Origin of the sequence: Kitasatospora sp. NPDC005751 (assembly GCF_040630835.1) — a bacterium.
Lineage (GTDB): Bacteria > Actinomycetota > Actinomycetes > Streptomycetales > Streptomycetaceae > Kitasatospora.
On record NZ_JBEXYC010000010.1, the window covers coordinates 109,918 to 132,430 of the forward strand.

Genomic DNA, 22,513 nt, shown 5'->3' on the forward strand with positions numbered 1-22,513 from the left:
GCCCTTCAGGAGAGCCATGACCGCCGTTCCCCAGGCCCCCGTCCCGGACACCGAGCACGCCCCGGTGGCCGAGCAGTCCCCGGGGCGTCCGGCCGAGGCCCAGGTGCTGACGCCGCAGGAGGCCGGCCGCCGCGCCCGCGCGGTGGTCGAGGAGATCGAACGCGCCGTGGTCGGCAAGCCCGAGGCCCTCCGACTGGTGATGCTGGGGGTGCTGGCCGGCGGCCACGTGCTGATCGAGGACCTGCCCGGGCTCGGCAAGACCCTGCTGGCCCGCTCGTTCGCCACCACCCTCGGCCTGGACTTCCGCCGGATCCAGTTCACGCCCGACCTGCTGCCCTCGGACGTCACCGGCGCGCCGTTCTACGACCGGCGCAGCGGCGAGATGGTCTTCCGCCCCGGGCCGCTCTTCACCCAGCTCCTGCTGGCCGACGAGATCAACCGCACCCCGCCGAAGACCCAGGCCGCGCTGCTGGAGGCGATGGCCGAGGGCCAGGTCTCCGTCGACGGTGCCACCCGCCGGCTGCCGCAGCCGTTCGTGGTGATCGCCACCGCCAACCCGATCGAGTACGAGGGCACCTACTCGCTGCCGGAGGCGCAGCTCGACCGCTTCCTGCTCCGGGTGCGGATGGGCTACCTCACCACCGGTCTGGAGGCCTCGATGCTCCGGGCCCGGCTGGACCGGGCGGTGCCCGAGCCGGTCCTGGAGACGGTCAGTAGTCCGGCCGAACTCCTCGCCATGCGGGCGGCGTTGGAGCGGGTCGAGGTCGACGACGACCTGGTCGACTATGTGATCGCGCTGGTCCACGCCACCCGCAACGACCCGCAGATCCAGGTCGGCGCCTCGCCCCGGGGCGGTCTCGCGCTGGTCCAGCTGGCCCGGGCCCGCGCGATGCTGGAGGGCCGCGACTACCTGACCCCGGAGGACGTCAAGGCGCTCGCCGTTCCGGCCCTGGCCCACCGCATCACCCTGACCCCGGAGTTGTGGGTGCGCCAGGTCGAGGCGGACGACGTGCTGGCGCGCCTGGTCGCCGCCGTCCCGGCGCCGCAGACCCTGCCGCGCGCGGCCGGCGGGCCGGGGAGCGGCCCGATGGACGCCCCGGACGCCGCCCGGTGAACCCCGAGCCCTCCGCCGCCGACCGGCCCGGGCAGCAGGCCCGCCGGCTCGCCGCCCAGAGCGCGGGACCCGGCGGGCGCCCGGTACGGCGGCTCGCCGGCCCGGCCGCCGGCCCCGGTGCGCGCCCCGCCCGCGGCCGCCCGGCCCGGACCGCCCGGACCGGAGGGCCGACCGGTACGCGGTCCGGCCTGAGTGCCGACCCGCGCACCGGCCCGGGAACCGCCCGGCGGACGGCCACCCGGGGCCCGGAGCAGGCCGCCGCGCGCCTGGTCGCCCGCAGCGCCCGGGCCACCGCGGCCGGCCTGCCGAGCACCCCGCCCTCCCCGCACTGGCGCCCCGGCGAGCGGACCCTGCGCCTGCTCACCGTGGCCACCGTCGCGGCCGTCGCCGCGCTGGCCACCGGCCACGCCTGGCTGCTCGCGCTGGCCGCGGGACCGGCCGTCCTGCTCGCCCTGGCAGCCCCGGGCACCGGCCGGCCGTCCCGGCTGGCCGCCGAGAACAGCGTCGAGCCGAGCCGCTGCCTGGAGGGCGAGCCGATCACCGTACGGGTCACCGTCCGCCACGACGGACGGATCGGCCGGCTCGACCCGGCCGTCGCCCTCGGCCCCGGCGTCGCCCTGACGGCGGTGACCGTCGGCGCCACCGAGGTCGACCTGGTGCTCCGGGCCGAACGCTGGGGCCGCTGGACCCTGGGCAGCGTCGACATCGACGTCTACGACGCCGGCGGTCTGGCCCGCCGGACGGTGCGCACCGACCTCGGCACGGTGGACGTCTTCCCGGTACCGAGCGCGGCCCGACTCACCCCGATCCCGGTACGGCTGCCCGAACGCCTCGGCGAGCACACCACCGCGCACGAGGGCACCGGCGTCGAGGTCGTCGGCGTGCGCCCGCACGTGCCCGGTGAGCGCCAGCGGCGCATCCACTGGCCGTCGACCACCCGCCGCGACGCCGTCCAGATCAACCAGTTCGCGGCGGAGCGGGCCGCCGACGCGGTCGTCCTGCTGGACACGCTGGCCGACTTCCTGGACGCGGCCACCGGCCGGTCCAGCCTCGACGAGACGCTGCGCGCGGCCGGCGGCCTGACCCGCGCCTACCTGCGCCGGCACGACCGGGTCGGCCTGATCGCGGTCGGCGGGAAGCTGCGCTGGCTCGCCGCGGGCAGCGGGGACCGGCACTTCTACCGGATGGTGGAGAGCGTGCTGGAGGTCCGCCAGGACCGGGGCCACCGCGGCCCCCTGGTGCCCCGGCTCCCGGCGGCGGCGCTGCCCGGCCACGCGCTGGTGTACGCCTTCACCTCGCTCGCCGACCAGCGCATCCTGGACGTGCTCGGCCAGGTCCGCGACCGCGGCAACCCGCTGGTCGTGGTGGAGGTCCCGGCCGGCGAACCGGCGGTGGAGCCCGGTGACGAGATCGGCGCGGTGGCCCTGCGGCTCTGGCACGCCGAACGCGAGGCGATGCGCTCGGCGCTGCGCGCCCGCGGCATCCCGGTGGCCCGCTACACCCCGGGCGAGGCGCTCGACCTGGCGCTCGCGCCACTGCTGCGCCGCCGGATCGGGGGAGGAGCCCGATGACCACCGTCGACGACACCCTGGCCGCTGCCCCGACAACCGCCTCGGTCGCTGATTCGGTCGCTGCCGAGCCTGGGATCGCGCCCGCCGCCCGGTGGGTCGGGTGGGCCGAGCGGGCCGCACTGCGCTGCACCGGCGTGGCGCTGGCGCTCACCGCCGCCGGGGTCGGCGGCACCGTCGACGGCGCGGTGGACCGGTTCGGCCCGGTCGCCGCGGTCGTCGCCGCGGTCTTCGCCCTCTGGGCCGCCCCGCCGCTGGACGAGCCGCCGCGCCGCCCGCACAGCTGGCCCGGTCGGCTCGCCGCGTCGCGCAGCACCGTGCTGGCGGCCGGGAGCGTGCTGCTGGCCGCGCTGGGCGAGCCCCCGTTCGGCGGGATCGCGGCGGTGGTCGCGCTCCTGATCGGCTACCTGCTGCTGGTCGACGTCCTCGGCCCGCAGCGCGACCGCGTCCGGCCCGTGCACGCACTGGCCGCCCTCGCCGCGTCCGGCCTGGTCCTGTCCGTGGCCCTCGCGTCGACCGGCGCGGGGGAGTGGTCGCGCCCGATCGCCCTGGCCGGCCTGGCGGCCGCGGCCTGGGGCGTCACCCATGCGCTCCGACCCCGGCCCGGCCTCCGGGCACGGCCGGCGGAGCCTCACCCCGGCGACTGAGCGCCCGCGGGCCCGCGCCGGGTCGCCGGTCGCCCGGTGCCGGGGTGTTCCGCCGTCGCCGTGCGCGCCCCGGGTCCGGGCCGGGTGGCCGTGTGCGGCGCTCCGGGCACCGGCCCGGGCCGGGCTGCGACCCCCCGCCTCGCCGGGCGCCGCTCGTGCGGGGTGCTCCGGTGCCCGGGGTCGCCGGTCGCCCGGTTCCGGGGTGTTCCGCCGTCGCCGTGCGCGCCCCGGTCGTGCGCCCCCCGCCCCGCCTCGCCGGGCGCCGCTCGTGCCGGATGGTCCGGTGCCCGGGGGTCGCCCCGTGTGGGCCGAAGGTCGCGCGCTGGCTACGATCGGTGAGCACGGGGCAGAAGGATGCGCCGGGCCGCGCGGCCGGCGCACGGCGAGGAACACTGTGGGAGAGACGATGGCACACGCACGGGCCGGGCAGCAGGCGCAGCCGGACGACCTGGTGGACGTGGCACGGTTGGTGACGGCGTACTACACGCTGCACCCGGACCCGGAGGAGCCGGGCCAGCGGGTGGCGTTCGGCACCTCGGGGCACCGCGGCTCCTCGCTGGACGCCGCGTTCAACGAGGACCACATCGCCGCCACCACGCAGGCGATCTGCGAGTACCGGGTGGCCCAGGGGACCACCGGCCCGCTGTTCCTCGGCGCGGACACCCACGCCCTGTCCGAGCCGGCCCGGGCGACCGCCGTCGAGGTGCTGGCGGCCAACGGCGTCACCGTCCTGCTGGACAGCGCCGACGGCTACACCCCCACCCCGGCCGTCTCGCACGCGATCCTGGCCCACAACCGGCGCCACCCGCAGGCACTGGCCGACGGCATCGTGGTGACGCCCTCCCACAACCCGCCGCGCGACGGCGGGTTCAAGTACAACCCGCCGAGCGGCGGTCCGGCCGGTTCGGAGGCCACCGGCTGGATCCAGGACCGCGCCAACGCCCTGATCCGGGACGGCCTGCGGGGCGTCAAGCGGGTGCCCTACGCCCGTGCCCTGGCCGCCGCGACCACCGGCCGCCACGACTACCTCACCGCCTACACCGAGGACCTGGTCTCGGTGCTGGACCTCGACGCGGTGCGGGCGGCGGGCCTGCGGATCGGCGCCGACCCGCTGGGCGGGGCGTCGGTCGCCTACTGGGGCCGGATCGCCGAGACGCACCGGCTGGACCTGACCGTCGTCAACCCGGTCACCGACCCGACCTGGCGGTTCATGACGCTGGACTGGGACGGCAAGATCCGGATGGACTGCTCCTCGCCGGCCGCGATGGCCTCGCTGATCGAGCGCCGGGACCGGTTCGCGATCGCCACCGGCAACGACGCGGACGCCGACCGCCACGGCATCGTGACGCCGGACGGCGGCCTGATGAACCCGAACCACTACCTGGCCGTCGCCGTCGACTACCTGTACCGCCACCGCGCCGACTGGCCGGTGGACGCGGCGGTGGGCAAGACGCTGGTGTCCTCCTCGATGCTGGACCGGGTCGCCGCCGACCTCAAGCGGGACCTCGTCGAGGTGCCGGTCGGCTTCAAGTGGTTCGTCGACGGGCTGCTGGAGGGCTCGATCGCGTTCGGCGGCGAGGAGTCGGCCGGGGCGTCGTTCCTGCGCCGCGACGGCGGGGTGTGGACCACCGACAAGGACGGCATCCTGCTGGCCCTGCTGGCCTCGGAGATCACCGCGGTGACCGGCCGCACGCCCAGCGAGTACTACCGCGACCTCACCGAGCGTTTCGGCGCCCCCGCCTACGCCCGGGTGGACGCCCCGGCCGACCGCGAGCAGAAGGCGCTGCTGGCCCGGCTGTCCCCGGAGCAGGTCCGCGCCGGCGACCTGGCGGGCGAGGCGGTCACCGCCGTCCTCACCGAGGCGCCCGGCAACGGCGCCGCGATCGGCGGGATCAAGGTCTGCACCGAGAACGCCTGGTTCGCGGCCCGCCCCTCGGGCACCGAGGACGTCTACAAGATCTACGCGGAGTCCTTCCACGGGGCCGACCACCTCGCCCGGGTCCAGGCCGAGGCGCGCGAACTGGTCAACGAGGTCCTCGCGGGCCCGGCGGCCTGACCTCCCGCTCCGCACCTGCCGTTCCGCACCTGCCGCTTCGCGGCGCCGGGCCCCGGCCCGGCGCCGCGGGGAGCCGGCGGCCGTCCGGGGCTCAGGGCCCGGCGGTGGCGGGTTGCTCGGCGTCACCGAAGCGCGCCAGGGTCAGCGCGCCCAGGACCGCGGCGGCGAACCCGGCGACGGCGAGCGGCGTGGCGTCGTGACGGGTGTGGTCGCCGAGCAGCAGCACCCCGACGATCGCGGGGCCCAGGGTCTCGCCGAGCACCATCGCCGCCGTCGCGGCGGTGACCGACCCGCTCTGCATGGCCCAGGTGAGCGCGGTGAAGCCGCCCAGCCCGGCGACGGCGATCGCGTACGCCGAGGGTTCGCCGAACAGCTCCGGCAGCCGTGCCCCCGGCAGGACCCGGACCGCGACGCCCACCACCCCGAACTGCAGGCCGGCCACCAGGCCGAGCAGCGGGGCGCGCCGCGCCCCGGCCAGGTGGACCACCGCCCACCCCACGGCCGTCAGGGCGACCGAGACGAGCAGCACGCCCAGGCGCAGCGGCTGGTCGCCGGATCCGCGGCCGTCGTGTCCGGCGGTGAGCGCGAGGACGCAGAGCCCGGCGCAGACCGAGGCCACCCCGATCCACTCGCTGCGCCGCAGCCGGATCCGCAGCACCCGGGACGCCCCCACGGCGGTGACGGCGAGGGCGGAGGCCAGGGCGGCCTCGACCTCGTAGAGCGGCAGCCGCTCCAGCGCGACCAGCTCGGCGGCGAATCCGAGCATGTCCATTCCGACACCCACCAGGAACGGCCACTGGCGGAACGCCCCGGCGAGCGCGGCGGCCTCGCCCGCGTGGTGGCCCACCGCGGCGCGGCGCGCGCCCACCGCCTGGAGGACGGTGGCCGAGCCGGTGAGGAGGGCGGCCAGGAGCGCCGCCAGCAGGCCGAGGAGCATGGGCCGACGCTACGGATCCGGGGCCGGGCGGGCGCCCGGCTCGCCGGTCGCGGGGGCCGGATCGCCGCCGCCGTCACCCGCCCGGACGTGCCCCGGTGTGACCGGGACGGACGGTCGGCCCGCCGCGTCCCGCGAGCGCGTCCCGCCGCGTGACACCGCTGATCGACGTACCGTCACACCGGCGCCTGACGATGTGTCGGCCGATCGGCGGGGGTCGACCGGCGGGTCTGTTTCCGGCCCGGTGACTGGTTGTCATGCGCAGATTCGACAGCAAGTTACTTTTCGGTAATCTCAGGGTGTCCCACGGGTGAACCACCCGCCGCTCCCTGAAGGAACCTCACGTGCGCCTCCCCTGGTCCCGCCGGTCCGGCCGCCTCGTCCGCTCGGCCCTGGCCGTCGCCGCAGCCACCACCCTGTTCGCCGCCGTCCCGCCCCCGTCGGCCCTCGCGGCCCCCGCCGAGGGTGCCGCCGCCGACGGGGGGACGGCCCACCTCGACGCCGTCGAGCGCGCGCTGCGCGAGGTGTCGCCCGGTCTGGAGGGCTCGGTCTGGGAGCGCACCGAGGGCAACGCGCTGGCCGGCACCGCCGACGATCCGGCCGGCTGGCTGCTCCAGACGCCCGGCTGCTGGGGTGACGCCGGCTGCGCCGACCGCCGGGGCACCCGTGCGCTGCTGGCCAGGATGCAGGCGGACGTCGCCTCGGCCACCCGGACGGTCGACGTCTCCACCCTCGCGCCGTTCCCCAACGGCGGCTTCCAGGACGCGCTGGTGGCGGGGCTCAAGGCCTCGGTCGCGGCCGGCCACCGCCCCCAGGTGCGGATCCTGGTGGGCGCGGCACCGCTCTACAACGCCAACGTCCTCCCCTCCCGCTACCGCGACGAGCTGCTGGCCAGGCTCGGCCCCGCGGCCGGCTCGGTGACGCTGAACGTCGCCTCGATGACCACCTCCCGCACGGCGTTCTCCTGGAACCACTCCAAGCTGCTGGTGGTCGACGGCCGGAGCGTGATCGCCGGTGGCATCAACGGGTGGAAGGACGACTACCTGGACACCGCGCACCCCGTCTCGGACGTCGACCTCGCCCTGACCGGCCCGGCCGCCACCTCGGCCGCGCGCTACCTGGACACCCTGTGGGCGTGGACCTGCGGCCGCACCGGCCTGTTCGACAACGCGTGGTTCGCCTCCTCCGACGGCGGTGCCTGCCGGCCCTCGATGGAGCGGGACACCAACCCCGCCGCGCCCGCCACCGGCAGCGTTCCGGTGATCGCCGTCGGCGGCCTGGGTGTCGGCGTCAAGGCCGCGGACCCCGCCTCGGCCTACCGGCCCGCCCCGGTCGCCGGGGTCTCCGAGACCCAGTGCGGTCCGCTGGCCCTGCACGACAACACCAACGCCGATCGCGACTACGAGACGGTCAATCCCGAGGAGAACGCCCTGCGCGCGCTCGTCGGCAGTGCGAGCAGCCACATCGAGATCTCCCAGCAGGACATGAACGGCACCTGCCCGCCGCTGCCGCGCTACGACGCCCGGCTCTACGACCTGCTGGCCGCCAAGCTGGTGGCCGGGGTCAAGGTGCGGATCGTGGTCAGCGACCCGGCGAACCGGGGCACGGTCGGCAGCGGGGGCTACTCGCAGATCAAGTCGCTCTCCGAGGTCTCCGACGTGCTGCGGGCCCGGCTGACCCGGCTGACCGGCGACCCGGCGAAGGCGGGCGCCGCGCTCTGCGGCAACCTCCAGCTCGCGTCCTTCCGCGCCGCGCCGACCGCCACCTGGGCGGACGGGCACCCGTACGCGCTGCACCACAAGCTGGTCGCGGTCGACGGCTCGGCCTTCTACACCGGGTCGAAGAACCTCTACCCGGCCTGGCTGCAGGACTTCGGCTACGTGGTCGAGGACAAGGTCGCGGCGGCCCAGCTGGACCGCGACCTGCTGGCGCCGGAGTGGACGTACTCGCAGGCCGCCGCGACCGTCGACTGGACGACCGGGCTCTGCCGGGCTTGATCCTCGGGCCCCGGGACCACACCTGACGGTCGGTTCGCGCCCGCCCGCCCCCGCCCCGCCGGCGGGTGGCCCCGGCCCCGGGCGGTCAGCCGGCGTCCCGGTGCCCGGGCGCGCCCTCGGTCCACCGGTCCTGGACGGGCTCCCGGCCGCGGCAGGGGAGGTGCCGGTTCAGCGCGTCGCCGCAGTTGGCGGCCACCGCGCGGCGCAGTAGGGCGGTCAGCCGGGCGGTGACCGGGCGGACCAGCCCGAGCAGCAGGGCGATGGCCCGGCGGTCGAGGCGTTCGACGGCCGCGGCCAGGGCTCGGCCCCCGTGTACCAGAGCGGTACAGGTCAGGGCGGTGCGGTGGGCGGCATGGTGCGAGAGTCTGCGGAACCGGTTCACGTGGATGCAACATTCCGGCCACCCGGCCGGTTCTGGCCGGTTTCCCCTCCCTGGTGGCGAACGATTCGGCACGCGCCTCCCCCGTACCCGGCCCGCCGTGGCGCACGCGGTGGCGCGCGCGCTGGCGCGACGGTGGCGCGAGCGGCGGCCGGCGGCTCGCATCCGCCGTCCTGGAGGTCAACCGCCCTGGAGCTCAGCCGTCCTGGAGATCAGTCGCCCTGGAGCGTGCCCGCCTCCTGGCGGATCAGCTCGCGCAGCGCCGCCAGCCGGGGCCGGCCGTCGTCGAGCCGCCACTGCATCTCCAGCGGCAGGGTGGCCCGGCCGGCGAGCGGGACGGTGACCACCTCCTCGGTGAGGTGACCGGTCATCGAGCGGGGGACGAGCGAGAACGCCCGGTTCTGGGAGAGCAGGTAGAGCCGTGAGCCGACGATGCGCGGCGGGCTCACCAGGACCGGCGGCTCCACGCCGTGCTCGGAGCAGAGTCCGAGGACGTGGTCGTAGTAGCGCGGGTGCTGCTCGCGGGGCCAGAGCAGCAGCGGGAGGTCCCGCAGCTCGGACAGCCGGACGGCGTCGCGCCCGGCCAGCGGGTGGTCGCGGCCCAGCGCGACCCGGACGGGCTCGTCGGCGAGGGTCTCCCGCCGGTAGCCGGGCACCTCGTCGAGGAAGCGGCCCAGGCCGATGTCGGCCAGCTCGGCGGCCAGCGTCGAGGAGACGCGGCCGGTGTCGACGGCGAGCTCCGCGGTGTCCAGCGCGGGCAGTTCGCGCTCGGCCCGGCTGACCACGGCGGGCAGCAGCCGGTTCATCACGCTGGGGGAGGCGACGATCCGGGCGGTGCCCGTCCGCGCCTCCTCGTGCAGCCGGACCCGGGCGAGCAGGGCGGCGGCCTGGCCGAGGAGCCGGGCGCTCTCGTCGGCCATCACCTCGCCCGCCGGGGTGAGGACGACGGCCCGGCGGCTGCGGTCGAAGAGCTCGACGCCGACCGCCCGCTCCAGCCGGGCGACCTCCTGACTGACCGTCGGCTGCGAGATGTGCAGGCGCTCGGCGGCGCGGCCGAAGTGCAGACCGTCGGCGACCGCGAGGAAGACTTCGAGCTGACGCAAGGTGAATCCCATAGTCGAAACCCTATGGGAAGGCCCGGTACTCCTTCTGGATCCCGATGCGAACCGTCCCTAGGCTGACCGGAACTGCCACAGCGTGGTGGCACCCCAGAGAGAGTTCGTGCCTCCCATGAGCGGACTGCCCATCCGGATCTCCGACGACGTCGCCCGGGCCGTCGCCGACGGCGCGCCCGTCGTCGCCCTGGAGTCGACCATCTTCACGCACGGCCTTCCGCGGCCCCGCAACCTGGAGGTCGCGCTGGAGGCGGAGGAGCGGTTGCGAGCCGCCGGGGTCGTCCCGGCGACGATCGGCGTCTTCGCCGGGGTGCCCACCGTGGGACTCGGCCCGGACCAGATCAAGGAACTGTCCGAGTCGGACGACCTGGACAAGGCGAGCCTGCGCGACCTGCCGGTGGTCGCCGCGCTGGGCCGGCACGGCGGGACGACCGTCGCGGCCACCGCCTTCCTCGCCCACCGGGCGGGGATCCGGGTCTTCTCCACCGGCGGGCTGGGTGGCGTGCACTTCGGCGCGGCCGAGAGCTTCGACGAGTCCGCCGACCTCACCACGCTGGCCGCCACGCCCGTCACCGTGATCAGCGCGGGCGTGAAGTCGATCCTGGACATCCGGGCCACCCTGGAGCGCTTCGAGACGCTCAACATCCCCGTCATCGGCTACCGGACGCGCCGGTACCCCGGCTTCTACGTCACCGACTCCGGGCACGAGATCGCCTACCGGGTGGACTCCCCGGAGGAGGCCGCGCGGATCATCGCGGCCCGGGACGGCCTGGAGCTGCCCCAGGCCGTGCTGATCGCCAACCCGGTGGACCCGGCCGAGCAGTTGCCGCCCCAGGAGCTCGACGCGCTGCTGACCAGGGCCTGGGCCGAGGCCGAGCGCCGGGGCATCACCGGCAACGCCTCGACGCCGTTCCTGCTCGACTTCATCCAGCGCGACACGCAGGGCCGCAGCCTGGACGTCAACGTCGCGGTCTACCGGGGCAACGTCCGCCTCGGCGGCCGGATCGCCACCGCGCTGGCGGCGCTGCGGGGCGGGGAGTAGCGCCGGTGATCGAGGTACTCGGGGTACTCGGCGACCTCGTCGAGGACGTCGTCGTCTGGGTCGACGGGCCGCTGCGGCACGGCACCGACTCCACGGCCAGGGTCTTCCGGCGGCGCGGCGGCAGCGCGGCGAACGTCGCGGGATTCGCCGCCGGGCAGTGGCCCGCACGGTTCCTCGGCTGCGTCGGCGACGACCCGGCGGGGGACGCTCTGGTCGCCGAACTGACGGGCCACGGCGTCGACGTACGGGTCGTCAGGCGGGGGCAGACGGGCAGCATCGTCGTCCTCGTCGACGACGCCGGGGAGCGGACGATGCTCCCCGACCGGGGCGCGGCCACCCTGCTGGACACCGTGCCGGACGAGTGGCTCGCCGGTCTGACCCACCTGCACGTGCCCGCCTACTCCTTCGACGGGGAGCCGGTCGGGAGCGCGGCGGCCGACGCCCTGCGGCGGGTGCGCCGGGCGGGCGGCACCACCTCGATCGACGCCTCCTCGACCGGCATGCTCGCCGGCTTCGGCCGAGAGCGCTTCCTCGCCCTGGCCGCCGGGTTGACGCCCACCCTGCTGTTCGCCAACCAGGAGGAGGCCGCCTTCCTCGGGCTTCTGGTGGAGGGCCGGCCCGGCCCGGAGCGGGCCCGGCTGGCGGGCACCACGGTGGTCACCAAGGCCGGCGCGGCGGCGACCACCGTGGACGCGCCCGGACGGGCCCCCTTCGCGGTGCCCGTCCCGCCGGTCGGCGAGGTCCGCGACCTCACCGGCGCCGGCGACGCGTTCGCCGCGGGCTTCCTGGCCGGCTTCCTGGCCGAGGTCGGCCTGCGCGAGGCCACCGCGCGCGGCCACCGCTGCGCCGCCAGGGTGCTGGCCTCGCCCGGGGCGTCCTTCGGCCCCCGCTGACCCGCCCGCCGCCGGTCGGCGGGGGCGGCCCGGATACCATTCCCCCCGTGTCGGTCAACATAGAACTCGCCCTCTTCGTCGACGGTCTCACCGGCCGGGAGCAGGCGTGGGAGGTGGTGCACGCACTCGCCGCCGTGCTGCGGGACGAGCGGATCGACGACGAGGTGCGGATCGGCGTGGGCGAGCTGGACGGGGAGTTCATCGTCTCGGGCGAGAGCGAGTACCCGCTGGTCATCACCCGCTTCTACGCCTGGCGGCCGGCGTTCGAGCGCGCCGTCACCGAGGCCGTCGGGAAGGTCGCGCCGCACGCCCGCCCGGCCGTCGAGTGGGGCTACCCGGACGAGCGCTGAGCGGACGGGCACGGGCTGACACGCCCACGGACGGCGCAGAGTCCGGCGCCGCGCACGGCCGGTCCGATAGGGATGGCTCGTCCATCGCCGATCCGCGATGGCTCGTCCCCCGCCGATCCGAAAGGCCGACCCATGCTCCCGCTCAGCCCGATGCCGAAGCCGCTCCGCCACGCCGTCCGCGCGGCCGGTGCCGTCCTGCTGCTCGCCGCTCCGCTGCTGGCCGCCCACCCGGCGGCCGCCGAAGGCCCGAAGACGCCCCAGGAGGCCGCCGTCTGCCGCGGCGTGGTGGGCACCCTGGTCGGCGGATCCCTGCTGTTCGGCCCGGGCGGCGTCAACGCGGTCTGCGCCGTCCAGCCCGAGAAGACCCCGGCCGACGACCTGTCCTGACCCCCGGCCCGGGGCCCGCCGCCGCAGCTCCGATACCGGGGTGCGGAGCTGCGGCGACGTCGTGGATACTGATCGCCGCGCAGGAGGGACGCCCTGGGTCTCTCGGCGTCCCCTGGACCGGCGCGCCACCAGAACGTCACCCCAGGGGGATCAACTTTGTCGTTCCACCGTCGCGTTGGCATAGCCATCGCCGTCGCCTGCTCGGCCGGCGCGGGAACCGCGCTGCCTTCGGTCGCGCAGGCCGAGACCGCCGTGCTCTACGTGGACAACAGCACCACCGCGCACTGCTCGGACGCCGGGGCCGGCACCCAGGCCCAGCCGTACTGCGGGATCCAGGCCGCCGCGGACGCGGCCCAGCCGGGGCAGACCGTCCAGATCGCCCCGAACCGCACCTACCAGGGCATGATCACGGTCAGGCGCTCGGGCCTGCCCGGCAAGCCGATCGTCTTCAAGGCCGACATCCCCTACCAGGTCCCGGCGACGAGCGTCGAGGTCGGTCAGCAGGACGGGCCGGGCGTCCCCGGCTACGGCTTCCTGATCTCGGGCGTGCACGACGTCACCGTGACGGGCCTGCAGATCATGGCCCCGCAGGAGGGCGTGCTCGTCAAGGACTCCGAGCGGATCGTCCTGGACCGCACCATCGTGGGCGGGGGCAGCGGCGGCGCGGCCCAGCCGGGTCCGGCCGTCCGGATCACCGGCCACAGCGCCGGCGTCACGGTGAGCCGCAGCCAGATCGCCTCGGCCGGCCCGATCGGCGTGGCGGTCGAGGCCGGGGTGACGGGCACCGTCCTCACCACCAACCTGGTGACCGAGACCGAGGGGCGGGGCGTGCTGGTCACCGACGCCCCCGGCACCGTCGTGGTCGGCAACACCTTCGGGCGGAACTGCCTGAGCGACATCGAGTTCGCGGGCGGCTCCTCCGGCGCGACCGTCGAGAACAACGTGCTGGCGAAGCGTCCGGCGGACCGGTGCGGCGGAGTACCGGTCTCCTCGCCCGCGCTGACGGTGTCGGCAGGCTCGACCCAGGGCACCAAAATCGATTACAACAGCGTCCAGCCCGCGCCGGGCGCGGCCGCCTACGCGTGGGGCGGCACCTCCTACGCGACGCCGGAGGCCTTCCGCGCCACCGGCCAGGGCGCCCACGACAACGGGGCCGATCCGGCCTTCTCCCCGTGGGCCACGGACTACCGGCCGGTCGCGGTCGAGGGCCTGACGGACGCCGCCGACGCCTCGGCGCCCGGCACCCTGGACACCGACCTCTACGGAGACCCGCGCGCCGACCACCCGAAGATCGCCAACACCGGTACCGGCAACGGCTACCAGGACCGCGGCGCCGTGGAGCTGCAGGACACCATGTTCGTCATGGTGTCGGCGCTGCCCTACTCGACCACCGGGCACCCGCTGAACGCCCGGGCCACGGTCTGGTACACCCCCGGCTGGGCACCGGTCGGCGCCACCCTGGACTTCGGTGACGGCACCGCGCCGGTCCCGGTGACCTCAAGCAACATCACCGTCGACCACGACTACCCGGAGGGCGGCAGTTACACGCTGACGCTCACCGCGACCAGCGAGACCGGCCTGGTCCGCACCTCCACCGGGACGGTGAAGCTGGCCCCGGTGGGCGAGCTCCGCCCGTCCTTCGGGGTGTACCAGCCCGATCGCACCGTCGCCCGGGTCACCGTCACGGACCGGACCGTCAGCCCCTGGCCGGTGGCCCGCTACGTCATCGACTTCGGTGACGGCACGGCCCCGGCCGTCAGCGAGGGACCGACCCCGCCGAGCGGTGTCACCCACGACTACGGCGTGGCCGGCACGTACACCGTCACCGAGACCGTCGTCGACGACCACGGCCGGACCGCGAGCACCGGGACCCAGCAGAACGTCGCCGGTCCGCAGGCCGGCGTGCCGTTCGCCGGCTACTTCGGCGGCCCCACCAGCCACGTCGGGCTCTTCGACAAGGGCCGTTGGGCGCTCTCCTACCAGAAGGCCTCCGGCCAGGCGAACCTGGTCTGGAGCCTCGGGGACCCGGGTGACCTTCCGGTGGTCGGCGCCTGGGACAACACCTGCCGGTGCCAGTCCGGCATCTACCGTCCGAGCACCGGCACCTTCGCCCTGCAGCACTCCGACAAGTCCGTCTCCACGGTCCAGTTCGGGGAGCCGGGCGACCTCCCGGTCGTCGGTGCCTGGGACCGCGACAACCACGACCAGCTGGCCATCTTCCGTCCGAGCACCAGCACCCTCGCGGTGCGGCACGACAACGGCAGCGTCTCCACCATGGGCTTCGGCGACCAGGGCGACCTTCCGGTGGTGGGTGACTGGGACGGCGTGCACCACGCCCAGTTCGGCGTCTTCCGCCCCGGGCGGAACGAGGGCGACCCGAACCTGTTCATCCTGCGGCACGACGACGGCAGCGTCTCCACCGCCGCCTACGGCGTCAAGGGTGACCTTCCGGTGGTCGGCGACTGGCTGGGCCGGGGCCGGACGACCTTCGGGATCTTCCGTCCGAGCAGCCACGTCTTCGCCCTGAGCAACGCCTACGGCGGGCAGGGCGACTCGGTGTTCACGATCTACGGCTGATCCGGGCAGTGCCGGCGGAGGGCCGGGGCGCGCAGCGACTGCGTGCCCCGGCCCTCCGCCGTTTCGACGGCCGGCGCCTCACCCGGTGGGCCCGGGCTGCGCCGGGCCGAACGGTGTGGCGAGTGAGCTGAGTTCGGAGAGCTCGGTGAGTTCGGCCGGAGTGAGGGTGAGGTCGGCGGCCGCGGCGGAGTCGCGGATGCTGGCGGACCGGCGGGCGCCCGGGATCGGGACGACGGCGGGGGACAGTGCGAGCAGCCAGGCCAGGCCGATCCGCTGGGGCGAGACGCCCCGCTCGGCGGCGATCCGGTGGAACGCGCCGGACGTGACGGCGACGTCGTCGGGGCCGTCGAGGACACTGCGCGACAGCCCGCCGAGCGGACTCCACGGTAGGAAGGCCAGCCCCAGGCGCTCGCAGAGCCGCAGCTCCGGCTCGGCGGAGCGGACGGCGGGGGAGAAGCGGTTCTGCACCGAGACCAGGCCGGCGCCCAGGATGTCCCGCGCGACCAGGATCTGCCCCTCGTCGACGTTGGAGATCCCCGCGGCCCGGATCTTCCCGGCATCCAGCAGCTCGCGCAGGGCGCCCACCGACTCGGCCCACGGCACCCGGGGGTCGGGCTTGTGCAGCTGGTAGAGGTCGATCGCCGCCACGCCCAGGCGCCGCAGCGAGCCCTCGCAGGCCTGCCGCAGCCGGCCCGGGCGGCCGTCGACCGTCCAGGAGCCGTCACCGGGCCGGCCGCGCCCGCCCTTGGTGGCGACCAGCACGGCGGCGCGGTCGGCGGCGGTCCGGCTCGCCAGCGCGCGGGCCACCAGCCGTTCGTTGTGGCCGAGTTCGCCGGCGTGCCAGTGGTAGGAGTCGGCGGTGTCGATCAGGGTGACCCCGGCGTCGAGCGCGCTGTGCAGGGTGGCCAGGGCGGAGGCCTCGTCCGGGCGGCCCTCGACGGAGAGCGGCATCGCGCCCAGCCCGATCGCGCCGACGGCCGCGGCGCCGATGGTGCGCTGTCGCACGTCACACCTCCCGCGGGGAGAGGGCGGCGGCCTCCGCCACGGCGCCCGGCAGCCAGTCGGCCAGCGGGGAGAACCGCAGGCCGAGCGCGACGGCGCGCCGGTCGTCCATCGGGTACCAGCGGTCGAAGGAGAACGGCGAGGCGTCCTCGCCGGCCGTCACCCGGTAGCGGGCGGTGGTCCCCAGCCGGTCGGCGACCAGCTCGCAGAGCCGGACCACGTCGAGCGCGTCCGGCGAGCACGCGTTCACCGGACCGGCGTCGTCGGAGGCCGCCGACCGCACCAGCGCGGCGGCGATCTCCTCGTGGTGGACGAAGGACGTGGGCCGCGGCCTCGCGTGCACCGCGACCGGCCGCCCGGCCGCGATCAGCTCCGTGTAGTGCGCCAGCCGGCCGGTGAAGTCCCGCGCCCCGCCGCCCAGGACGTGGGCGCTGCGCACGCTCGCCCAGGAGAACGGCGGATCCTGCGCGAGCACCGCCTCGGCCTGCCGCTTCCCCTCGGCGTACCCGGTCGCCTCGTCGGTGCGCCGGGCGAGCGCCGCCGGATCGTGCCACGGCAGCTCCGGCGGGACGGCCCGGAGCGGGTCGACGGCGGACTCGGGCACCGGAACACCCTCGGTGGTGCGCACCAGCGGCGAGGTGGCCGGGTCGTACACCTCCATCGTCGAGGTCATCACGTACCGGCCGGTGCGGCCGGCGAACACCCGGCGGGCGACGGCCGCCTGGACGGGGGTGTAGAGCACCTGGTCGATCACCGCGTCGAAGTCGCGGCCGCCGAGCGCGGCGGCCAGCCCGGTCTCGTCGGACCGGTCGGCGCGGACGTGGTCGACCCCGGGCGGCGGCGGGGTCGAGCCGCGGTTGACGAGGGTGACGCGGGTACCGGAGTCCCGCAGCAGGGTGACCAGGTGCAGGCCGAAGTACCGGCTTCCGCCGATGACGCAGACGTTTCGCATGCCCCCACTCTGCTGCCGTACCGTCATCAGCGGAACTACCGACCTGCTGAACGAGTCATCAGCAGAACTGTCGACCGAGGGAGCGCGATGATCGACGTACGGAGGCTCGGCGTACTGCGGGCGGTCGCCGAGCACGGGAGCTTCAACCGGGCGGCCACCGCCCTGCGGCTCACGCCGTCCGCGGTGTCCCAGCAGGTCGCCGCGCTGGAGCGGGGCCTGGGCACGGCGGTCGTGGAGCGTTCCACCCGGGGTGTGCGGCTCACCGAGGCCGGACAGCTGCTGGTGGAGGCGGCCACCGCGGTCGCCGCCGAACTGCGCCACGCGCAGGAGCAGATCGGCCGGCTGGGCGCGGCCCGGCCCCGGCTCACCCTCGCCACCTTCACCAGCGGCGGGCGGCACCTCCTGCCGGCGGCGCTGACCCGGTTCACCGCCGACCACCCGGAGGTCGAACTGCGCATCCTGGAACGGGAGCCCGAGGACAGCCTGCCGATGGTGCGCGAGGGGGTGGCCGACCTCGCGCTCGCCTACCACTTCGACGGCCCCCTGCCGGTGCTCCCCGGAGACCGCTCCGGCCTCGACTGGACCCCGCTGATGGACGATCCGCTCTCGGTGGTGCTGCCCGACGGGCACCGGCTGGCCGGTCGCGAGGCCCTGGACCTCGCCGAACTCGCCGAGGAACGCTGGGTGCTGGGCTGCCTGAAGACCGAGACCTTCCTGCGCCGGTACGCGGCCGTGGCCGGCTTCGAACTGTGCGTGGCGGGTTCCACGACCGACTACTTCTTCGCCCGCACCCTGGTCGCGGCCGGGGTCGGCGTCTCGCTGGTCCCGTCCGTCGCGCTCGACCCGGTGCTGCCCGGCACCCGGGTGGTGCCGGTGGTGGCGCCCCGCCCCGCCCGGCACTTCGGGATCGCCGTCGCCCGGGGCCGGCGCCCGTCGCCGTACGCCGAGTCACTGGCCGCGCTGCTCCGGGAGGGGGCCGCGGCGGGCGGGCGCGGGGCCCGGGGCTGACCGACCGGATGGGGCTGACAGGGCTGGCCGGGGCTGGGCGGGGCCGACCGGGCCGACCGGGCCGTTCGGAGCTGTCCGGACGGCCCGGGCGCACGTTCGGCGCGCGGGCGTTCGTGCGCCGGGTTTCCGGCCGCCCGAGTACGGTTCAAGTCGCGCGTCCGTCCGGCGACTTACCCGCAGGTGAAGAGTTGGATCAGGCCTTCCGGTGCCGCTCCGCGCCTGGTCACACTGTTGTCATGACCCGCACTCTACGCGCGTGGAAGACGCGCGCCGCCGCCGTCACCGTCGTCGCCCTGCTGACCCTCGCCCCCGCCGTGACCGCCACCGAGGCCCACGCCACCGTGAGCGGCTCGGTGTGCCTCTCCGCGCTGCCGGCCGAGGCCGACCACACCCTCGACCTCATCGCGAGCAACGGCCCGTTCCCGTACTCCCAGGACGGCGTCGTCTTCCAGAACCGCGAGCGCGTCCTGCCGAGCAGGTCCACCGGCTACTACCACGAGTACACCGTGGTGACCCCCGGCTCGCCCACCCGCGGCGCCCGGCGCATCGTCACCGGCCAGGCGTACCGGGAGGACTACTACACCGGCGACCACTACGCGACCTTCCGGCTGATCAAGTTCACCTGCTGACCTGCTCACCCTGCTGACCGGCCCCCGACCCCGCTCCGCCCGCCCTGCCCGGCCCCCGACGGACCGTCGGGGGCCGGCCGGGTAACTGCGCCCGGCCACCCGCCGCGCTCCCGCACACGCCGGCCGCCGGCCCGGTTGTCGGCGATGATCCGCCGGAACACCGCCCCGAGGGCGGGCTCGTCGAACTCCTCGCCCTCGCGGACGGCGACCGTACGCGCGGTCGTGTCGTCGTGGCCGCCGGTGGTGGTCCCGCGCGGATCGGTCCCGTAGCCGGCCGTGGCGAAGCTCCTGCTGCCGCGGACGGGCCCGTCGTCGCGGGAGTGACGCCCGGGGTGAGCCGCGCTGCGGCCCCCGGGTCAGAAGCCCGCCGGAAGGCCGAGGCGGTCGGCGAAGAAGGCGAGGAGGTCGGCGAAGAGCGCGGTGCGGCGGGAGGCGGCGCGGGCGCCGTGGCCCGCGCCGCGTTCCAGACGGAACAGGACCGGCTGCCCGCTGCCGGTCGCGGCCTGGAGGGCGGCCGTCATCTTGCGGGCGTGCAGCGGGTCCACCCGGCTGTCGCCGTCGAAGACGGCGAACAGGACGGCGGGGTAGCGGGTGCCGGCGCGGACGTGGTGGTACGGGGAGTAGGAGAGCAGCCGGGCGAGCTGCGCCGGATCGGCGGCCGTGCCGTACTCGCCCGTCCAGCTCGGCCCGAGTCCGGAGAGTTCGTAGCGCGCCATGTCGAGCAGGGGGGCCATGCAGACCACCGCCCCGAAGCTCGCGGGCCGCTGGGTCAGGGCGGCGCCCACCAGCAGGCCGCCGTTGGAGGCGCCCCAGATGCCGAGCTGTCCGGGGGTGGTCCAGCCGGCTGTCACCAGGTGGTCGGCGGCGGCGTGGAAGTCGTCGAAGGTGTTCTGCTTCCGGTCGAGCATCCCGTCGCGGTGCCACCGCTCGCCCTCCTCGCCGCCGCCGCGCACGTTGGCGACGGCGTAGACCCCGCCGGCCCGGACCCAGGCGAGGGCCTCCGGCGCGTACCCGGGCGTCAGCGACTGGCCGAAGCCGCCGTAGCCGGTGAGGATCGCCGGCCGGGGGCGGTCCGGGCCGCCGCGCCGGGCGAGCAGGAACATCCGGACGGTGGTGCCGTCCCGGGAGGTGAAGGCGAGTCGGCGGGTTTCGAGGCCGTCGGCCGGGTCGACGGCGGGCTCGGCCACGGCGGCCCCGGGGACGGGCCAGGGCGTCACCGCACCGGTGCGGGTGTCGTAGCAGAGCACGGCCGGGGGAGTGGCGAAGTCGGTGTGGACGAACCAGGCCCGGTGGGCGTCGGTGGCGGCGACCCGGACCTTGCCGACGGTGCCCAGCGGGGGGACGGGCACCGGGCCGAGCGGCCGGCCGTCGGCCAGGTCGTGCAGGGTGACCTCGCCGACGGCGTGCCGGGTGCGGACCACCAGGGCGAGCGGGCGGTCCGGATCGGGACCGTCGAGGATCGCGAAGTCCTCCAGGACGGCCTGCGGGTCCTCCGGGATCAGTTCGGTCCAGGTGTCCGGCGTGGGGGCGCCCGGGGTGGTGACCACGACCCGGCCCCGGGGCGCGTGCAGGTCGGTGGTGAGCCAGCAGCGGCCGTCCGGCGCGGTGCCGGGGCGCAGGTGCGGCTGGGACCGCGCGTCGAGGCCCTCCTGGAGCGGGCGCAGCCGGGGCCGGTCCGGCCGGTCCTCGGTCAGGTCGGCGATCCAGAGGTCCCGGCGGGGCACCGCGCCGGCGGCGGCGCCGACGACCAGCCAGCGGCCGTCCGCACTGATCCGCACGGTGTAGTGCTGGGTCTTCGCCCGGCCGGTGCCGAAGACCACCGCGTCCTGTTCGGGGTCGGCGCCGATCAGGTGCAGCTGGACCCGGCGGTGGTACTGGCCCTCGCCCGGGTGGAGCGCGGGGTGCAGCCGGCGGACGTAGTAGAAGCCGTCGGCGTCGGGCAGCCAGGCGACGGTGCTGCGGCGGACCCGGTCGATCGGGCCGTCCAGGACGCGGCCGGTGTCGACGTCCAGGACGAAGAGGGCGGCGTTCTCGGTGCCGCCGGACGCCACCTGGTAGGCGAGCCGGCGGCCGTCCCAGGACGGCTCCCACTCCTCCAGGGTGGTGCCTCCGGTCGGGTCGAGCAGCGCCGGATCCACCAGGACCCGGACGGCGCCGGAGGGTTCGACGACGACCAGCTCGGGGTGTTCGGCGCCGGGGAGCGAGCGGATGAGGAACAGCCGCGCGCCGGCCGGGCGGGGGGCGGAGCGGGCACCGAGGCGTTCGGACAGCTCGGTGAGCCGGGCCTCGGCACTCGCGCGCGCCCGCCAGCCGTCGGCGGCGGCGCGGTAGCGGGCGTCCTGCTTCTCCGTCCACTCCTGGACGGCCGGGTCGTCGGCGTCCTCCAGCCAGCGGTACGGGTCGGGCGGCGGCGGGCCGTCAGTCATCCGAGCTCCTCCCGGGGTCGGTGCCGGCCGGGGCGGCGGTGGGTCCGGTGCCGGGCGCGGGGGCGCGGCCGGGGACGGGCGGGGCGGCGTGCGCGACGACGGCGGGTTCCGCCGGCTGCTCCGGGTCCGCCTCCGGGGCCGGAGCCGTCCGGGTGCCCGGGGCCGGTCCGGCCTGCGCGTCCAGGTCCGGGGTGGCCGGTGGCCCGGCCGCCGGCTGCGCGTCCCCGTCGGCCGCCGGCCCGGCGGCGAGCCGTTGGGTGGTCCGCAGCGGAATCCAGCCGCCCGCGGTGACCGCGGCCGTCAGCACCGCCATCACCGCCCAGGTGCCCGCCCCGCCGAGGCCCTGCAGCAGCGCGCCGGCCGCGACCGGGCCCAGCGCGGCCAGCCCGCTGAGCAGCAGGCCGGTGGCGGCGCTGACCCGGCCGATCAGGTGCCGGGGGGTCTGCCCGAACAGGGCGTGCCCGACCACCACGCCGGCGGCCGGCGAGAGCATCATCAGCAGCGTCAGCAGGGCGGCGACCACCCCGGGCGCGAAGGTCAGCGTGAACACCGCCAGCACCGCCGTCCAGCCCGCCCCGATGCCGAGCAGGATGGTCGGCACGCTCAGCCGCTTGACGAACCACGGCGCCAGCAGGGAGCCGACGATCCCGCCGACGCCCGCGCAGGACAGCACGGGCCCGATCACCCAGCCGGAGGCCCCGTTCGCCCGCAACTCCAGGATGACGATCACATCGATGGCGGCCGCGACCAGGTTGATGACGGCCGCGTAGACCAGGATGACGAACAGCTCGCGCCGGCGGACCAGCCAGCGGATGCCCGCCGTCAGCCCGCGGTCCTCGGCCCGTGGCTCCGCGGCCGTGGGGCGGACGGTGATCCGCCAGATCAGGGCGGCCGACACGGCGTAGGAGAGCGCGTCCACGGCGAACGGCAGCATCCGGTCGGCGGCGTAGAGGACGCCGCCCAGCGCCGGACCGGCCAGGCTGACGGCGGCTTGGAGGGCCTGGCCCATGCCCAGCGCGTCGGCGAGGTCCTCCTTGGCGACGACGTCCCGGGTGAGCACGGTGTTGGCGGGCCCGAACATCGCGGTGGCGATGCCCTCCACCGCGGCCACCAGCAGCAGTTGGGCGTAGGACGGGGAGCCCCAGAGGGCGACCAGCGGGATGGTGGCCACCGCCACCAGACGCACCAGGTCGGTCGTCAGCATGACCCGGCGCCGGTTCCACCGGTCCACCAGGCCGCCCGCCGGGAGGCGGAAGCCGAGCCTGGTCACCAGGGCGACGGTGGCGACCGCCCCGGCCTGCGCCGCGTTGCCGCCCAGGCTCAGCACCAGCAGCGGGTAGGCGATCGTCGACATCGCCGAGCCCAGGTTCGACGTGAGGTCGGCGAGGAAGGACCGCCGGAAGTCGCGGTTGGTGCGCAGCACGCCAGCCAGCATGG

At 76.0% G+C, this 22,513-nt stretch carries 19 protein-coding genes; 12 read left to right on the plus strand and 7 right to left on the minus strand.

What is annotated here, in order from left to right:
• Positions 1–16: 16 nt before the first annotated feature.
• From ABZ497_RS13075 to pgm, 4 genes are all read left to right on the plus strand, one after another.
• On the plus strand, positions 17–1,114 hold the full coding sequence (locus ABZ497_RS13075) for a MoxR family ATPase (protein WP_359804757.1): 1,098 nt from the start codon (positions 17–19) through the stop codon (positions 1,112–1,114).
• Entirely contained in the window at positions 1,111–2,685 is a 1,575-nt protein-coding gene (locus ABZ497_RS13080) for a DUF58 domain-containing protein (protein ID WP_359804759.1), read from the plus strand. Before ABZ497_RS13075 ends, ABZ497_RS13080 begins: the two co-directional genes overlap by 4 nt.
• The gene (locus ABZ497_RS13085) at positions 2,682–3,329 is read left to right on the plus strand and encodes a hypothetical protein (protein WP_359804761.1); all 648 of its coding nucleotides are present in this window, start codon (positions 2,682–2,684) and stop codon (positions 3,327–3,329) included. Before ABZ497_RS13080 ends, ABZ497_RS13085 begins: the two co-directional genes overlap by 4 nt.
• 406 nt (positions 3,330–3,735) lie before the next feature.
• Positions 3,736–5,385 carry a phosphoglucomutase (alpha-D-glucose-1,6-bisphosphate-dependent) gene (gene pgm / locus ABZ497_RS13090; protein WP_359804763.1) on the plus strand — a complete coding sequence of 550 codons (1,650 nt, stop codon included), beginning with the start codon at positions 3,736–3,738 and terminating at the stop codon, positions 5,383–5,385.
• A gap of 91 nt (positions 5,386–5,476) precedes the next feature.
• On the opposite strand, the gene ABZ497_RS13095 is transcribed toward pgm, so the two are convergent.
• Positions 5,477–6,322 carry a hypothetical protein gene (locus tag ABZ497_RS13095; protein WP_329491436.1) on the minus strand — a complete coding sequence of 282 codons (846 nt, stop codon included), beginning with the start codon at positions 6,320–6,322 and terminating at the stop codon, positions 5,477–5,479.
• A 341-nt stretch (positions 6,323–6,663) separates the two neighbouring features.
• Here ABZ497_RS13095 and ABZ497_RS13100 point away from each other — a divergent pair, with 341 nt between their 5' ends.
• Positions 6,664–8,316, plus strand: coding sequence for a phospholipase (locus tag ABZ497_RS13100; protein WP_359804765.1), 1,653 nt, complete (start codon positions 6,664–6,666; stop codon positions 8,314–8,316).
• Positions 8,317–8,401: 85 nt separating this feature from the next.
• On the opposite strand, the gene ABZ497_RS13105 is transcribed toward ABZ497_RS13100, so the two are convergent.
• Complete coding sequence (locus ABZ497_RS13105) at positions 8,402–8,698, minus strand: hypothetical protein (RefSeq protein ID WP_359804767.1); 297 nt, start codon at positions 8,696–8,698, stop codon at positions 8,402–8,404.
• 209 nt (positions 8,699–8,907) lie between these two features.
• Complete coding sequence (locus tag ABZ497_RS13110; protein WP_359804769.1) at positions 8,908–9,810, minus strand: LysR substrate-binding domain-containing protein; 903 nt, start codon at positions 9,808–9,810, stop codon at positions 8,908–8,910.
• 115 nt (positions 9,811–9,925) lie between these two features.
• Between ABZ497_RS13110 and ABZ497_RS13115 the strand changes: the two genes are divergently transcribed.
• The 5 genes from ABZ497_RS13115 to ABZ497_RS13135 all read left to right on the plus strand — a co-directional run bounded on the left by ABZ497_RS13115 (position 9,926) and on the right by ABZ497_RS13135 (position 15,059).
• Entirely contained in the window at positions 9,926–10,852 is a 927-nt protein-coding gene (locus tag ABZ497_RS13115; protein WP_359804771.1) for a pseudouridine-5'-phosphate glycosidase, read from the plus strand.
• A gap of 5 nt (positions 10,853–10,857) precedes the next feature.
• Positions 10,858–11,745 (plus strand): PfkB family carbohydrate kinase, encoded by an 888-nt coding sequence (locus ABZ497_RS13120; RefSeq protein WP_359804773.1) that lies wholly within the window; start codon positions 10,858–10,860, stop codon positions 11,743–11,745.
• A 47-nt stretch (positions 11,746–11,792) separates the two neighbouring features.
• Positions 11,793–12,095, plus strand: coding sequence for a hypothetical protein (locus ABZ497_RS13125; RefSeq protein ID WP_329491442.1), 303 nt, complete (start codon positions 11,793–11,795; stop codon positions 12,093–12,095).
• A 150-nt stretch (positions 12,096–12,245) separates the two neighbouring features.
• On the plus strand, positions 12,246–12,482 hold the full coding sequence (locus ABZ497_RS13130; protein WP_359804775.1) for a hypothetical protein: 237 nt from the start codon (positions 12,246–12,248) through the stop codon (positions 12,480–12,482).
• Positions 12,483–12,638: 156 nt separating this feature from the next.
• Positions 12,639–15,059 (plus strand): PKD domain-containing protein, encoded by a 2,421-nt coding sequence (locus ABZ497_RS13135; protein ID WP_359804777.1) that lies wholly within the window; start codon positions 12,639–12,641, stop codon positions 15,057–15,059.
• Positions 15,060–15,137: 78 nt separating this feature from the next.
• Here ABZ497_RS13135 and ABZ497_RS13140 read toward each other — a convergent pair whose 3' ends face one another.
• Together ABZ497_RS13140 and ABZ497_RS13145 are read right to left on the minus strand one after the other, a co-directional pair.
• Positions 15,138–16,064 (minus strand): aldo/keto reductase, encoded by a 927-nt coding sequence (locus tag ABZ497_RS13140; RefSeq protein WP_359804779.1) that lies wholly within the window; start codon positions 16,062–16,064, stop codon positions 15,138–15,140.
• Position 16,065: 1 nt separating this feature from the next.
• Positions 16,066–17,013, minus strand: coding sequence for an NAD-dependent epimerase/dehydratase family protein (locus ABZ497_RS13145; RefSeq protein WP_359804781.1), 948 nt, complete (start codon positions 17,011–17,013; stop codon positions 16,066–16,068).
• Positions 17,014–17,100: 87 nt separating this feature from the next.
• Here ABZ497_RS13145 and ABZ497_RS13150 point away from each other — a divergent pair, with 87 nt between their 5' ends.
• Entirely contained in the window at positions 17,101–18,021 is a 921-nt protein-coding gene (locus ABZ497_RS13150; RefSeq protein WP_359804783.1) for a LysR family transcriptional regulator, read from the plus strand.
• 236 nt (positions 18,022–18,257) lie between these two features.
• Positions 18,258–18,650, plus strand: a complete 393-nt coding sequence (locus ABZ497_RS13155) for a ribonuclease (RefSeq protein WP_329491448.1) — start codon at positions 18,258–18,260, stop codon at positions 18,648–18,650.
• 356 nt (positions 18,651–19,006) lie between these two features.
• On the opposite strand, the gene ABZ497_RS13160 is transcribed toward ABZ497_RS13155, so the two are convergent.
• Both ABZ497_RS13160 and ABZ497_RS13165 read right to left on the minus strand, forming a co-directional pair.
• On the minus strand, positions 19,007–21,076 hold the full coding sequence (locus ABZ497_RS13160; RefSeq protein ID WP_359804785.1) for a prolyl oligopeptidase family serine peptidase: 2,070 nt from the start codon (positions 21,074–21,076) through the stop codon (positions 19,007–19,009).
• Positions 21,069–22,511 carry an MFS transporter gene (locus tag ABZ497_RS13165; RefSeq protein WP_359804787.1) on the minus strand — a complete coding sequence of 481 codons (1,443 nt, stop codon included), beginning with the start codon at positions 22,509–22,511 and terminating at the stop codon, positions 21,069–21,071. Before ABZ497_RS13165 ends, ABZ497_RS13160 begins: the two co-directional genes overlap by 8 nt.
• Between the last annotated feature and the right edge of the window lie 2 nt (positions 22,512–22,513).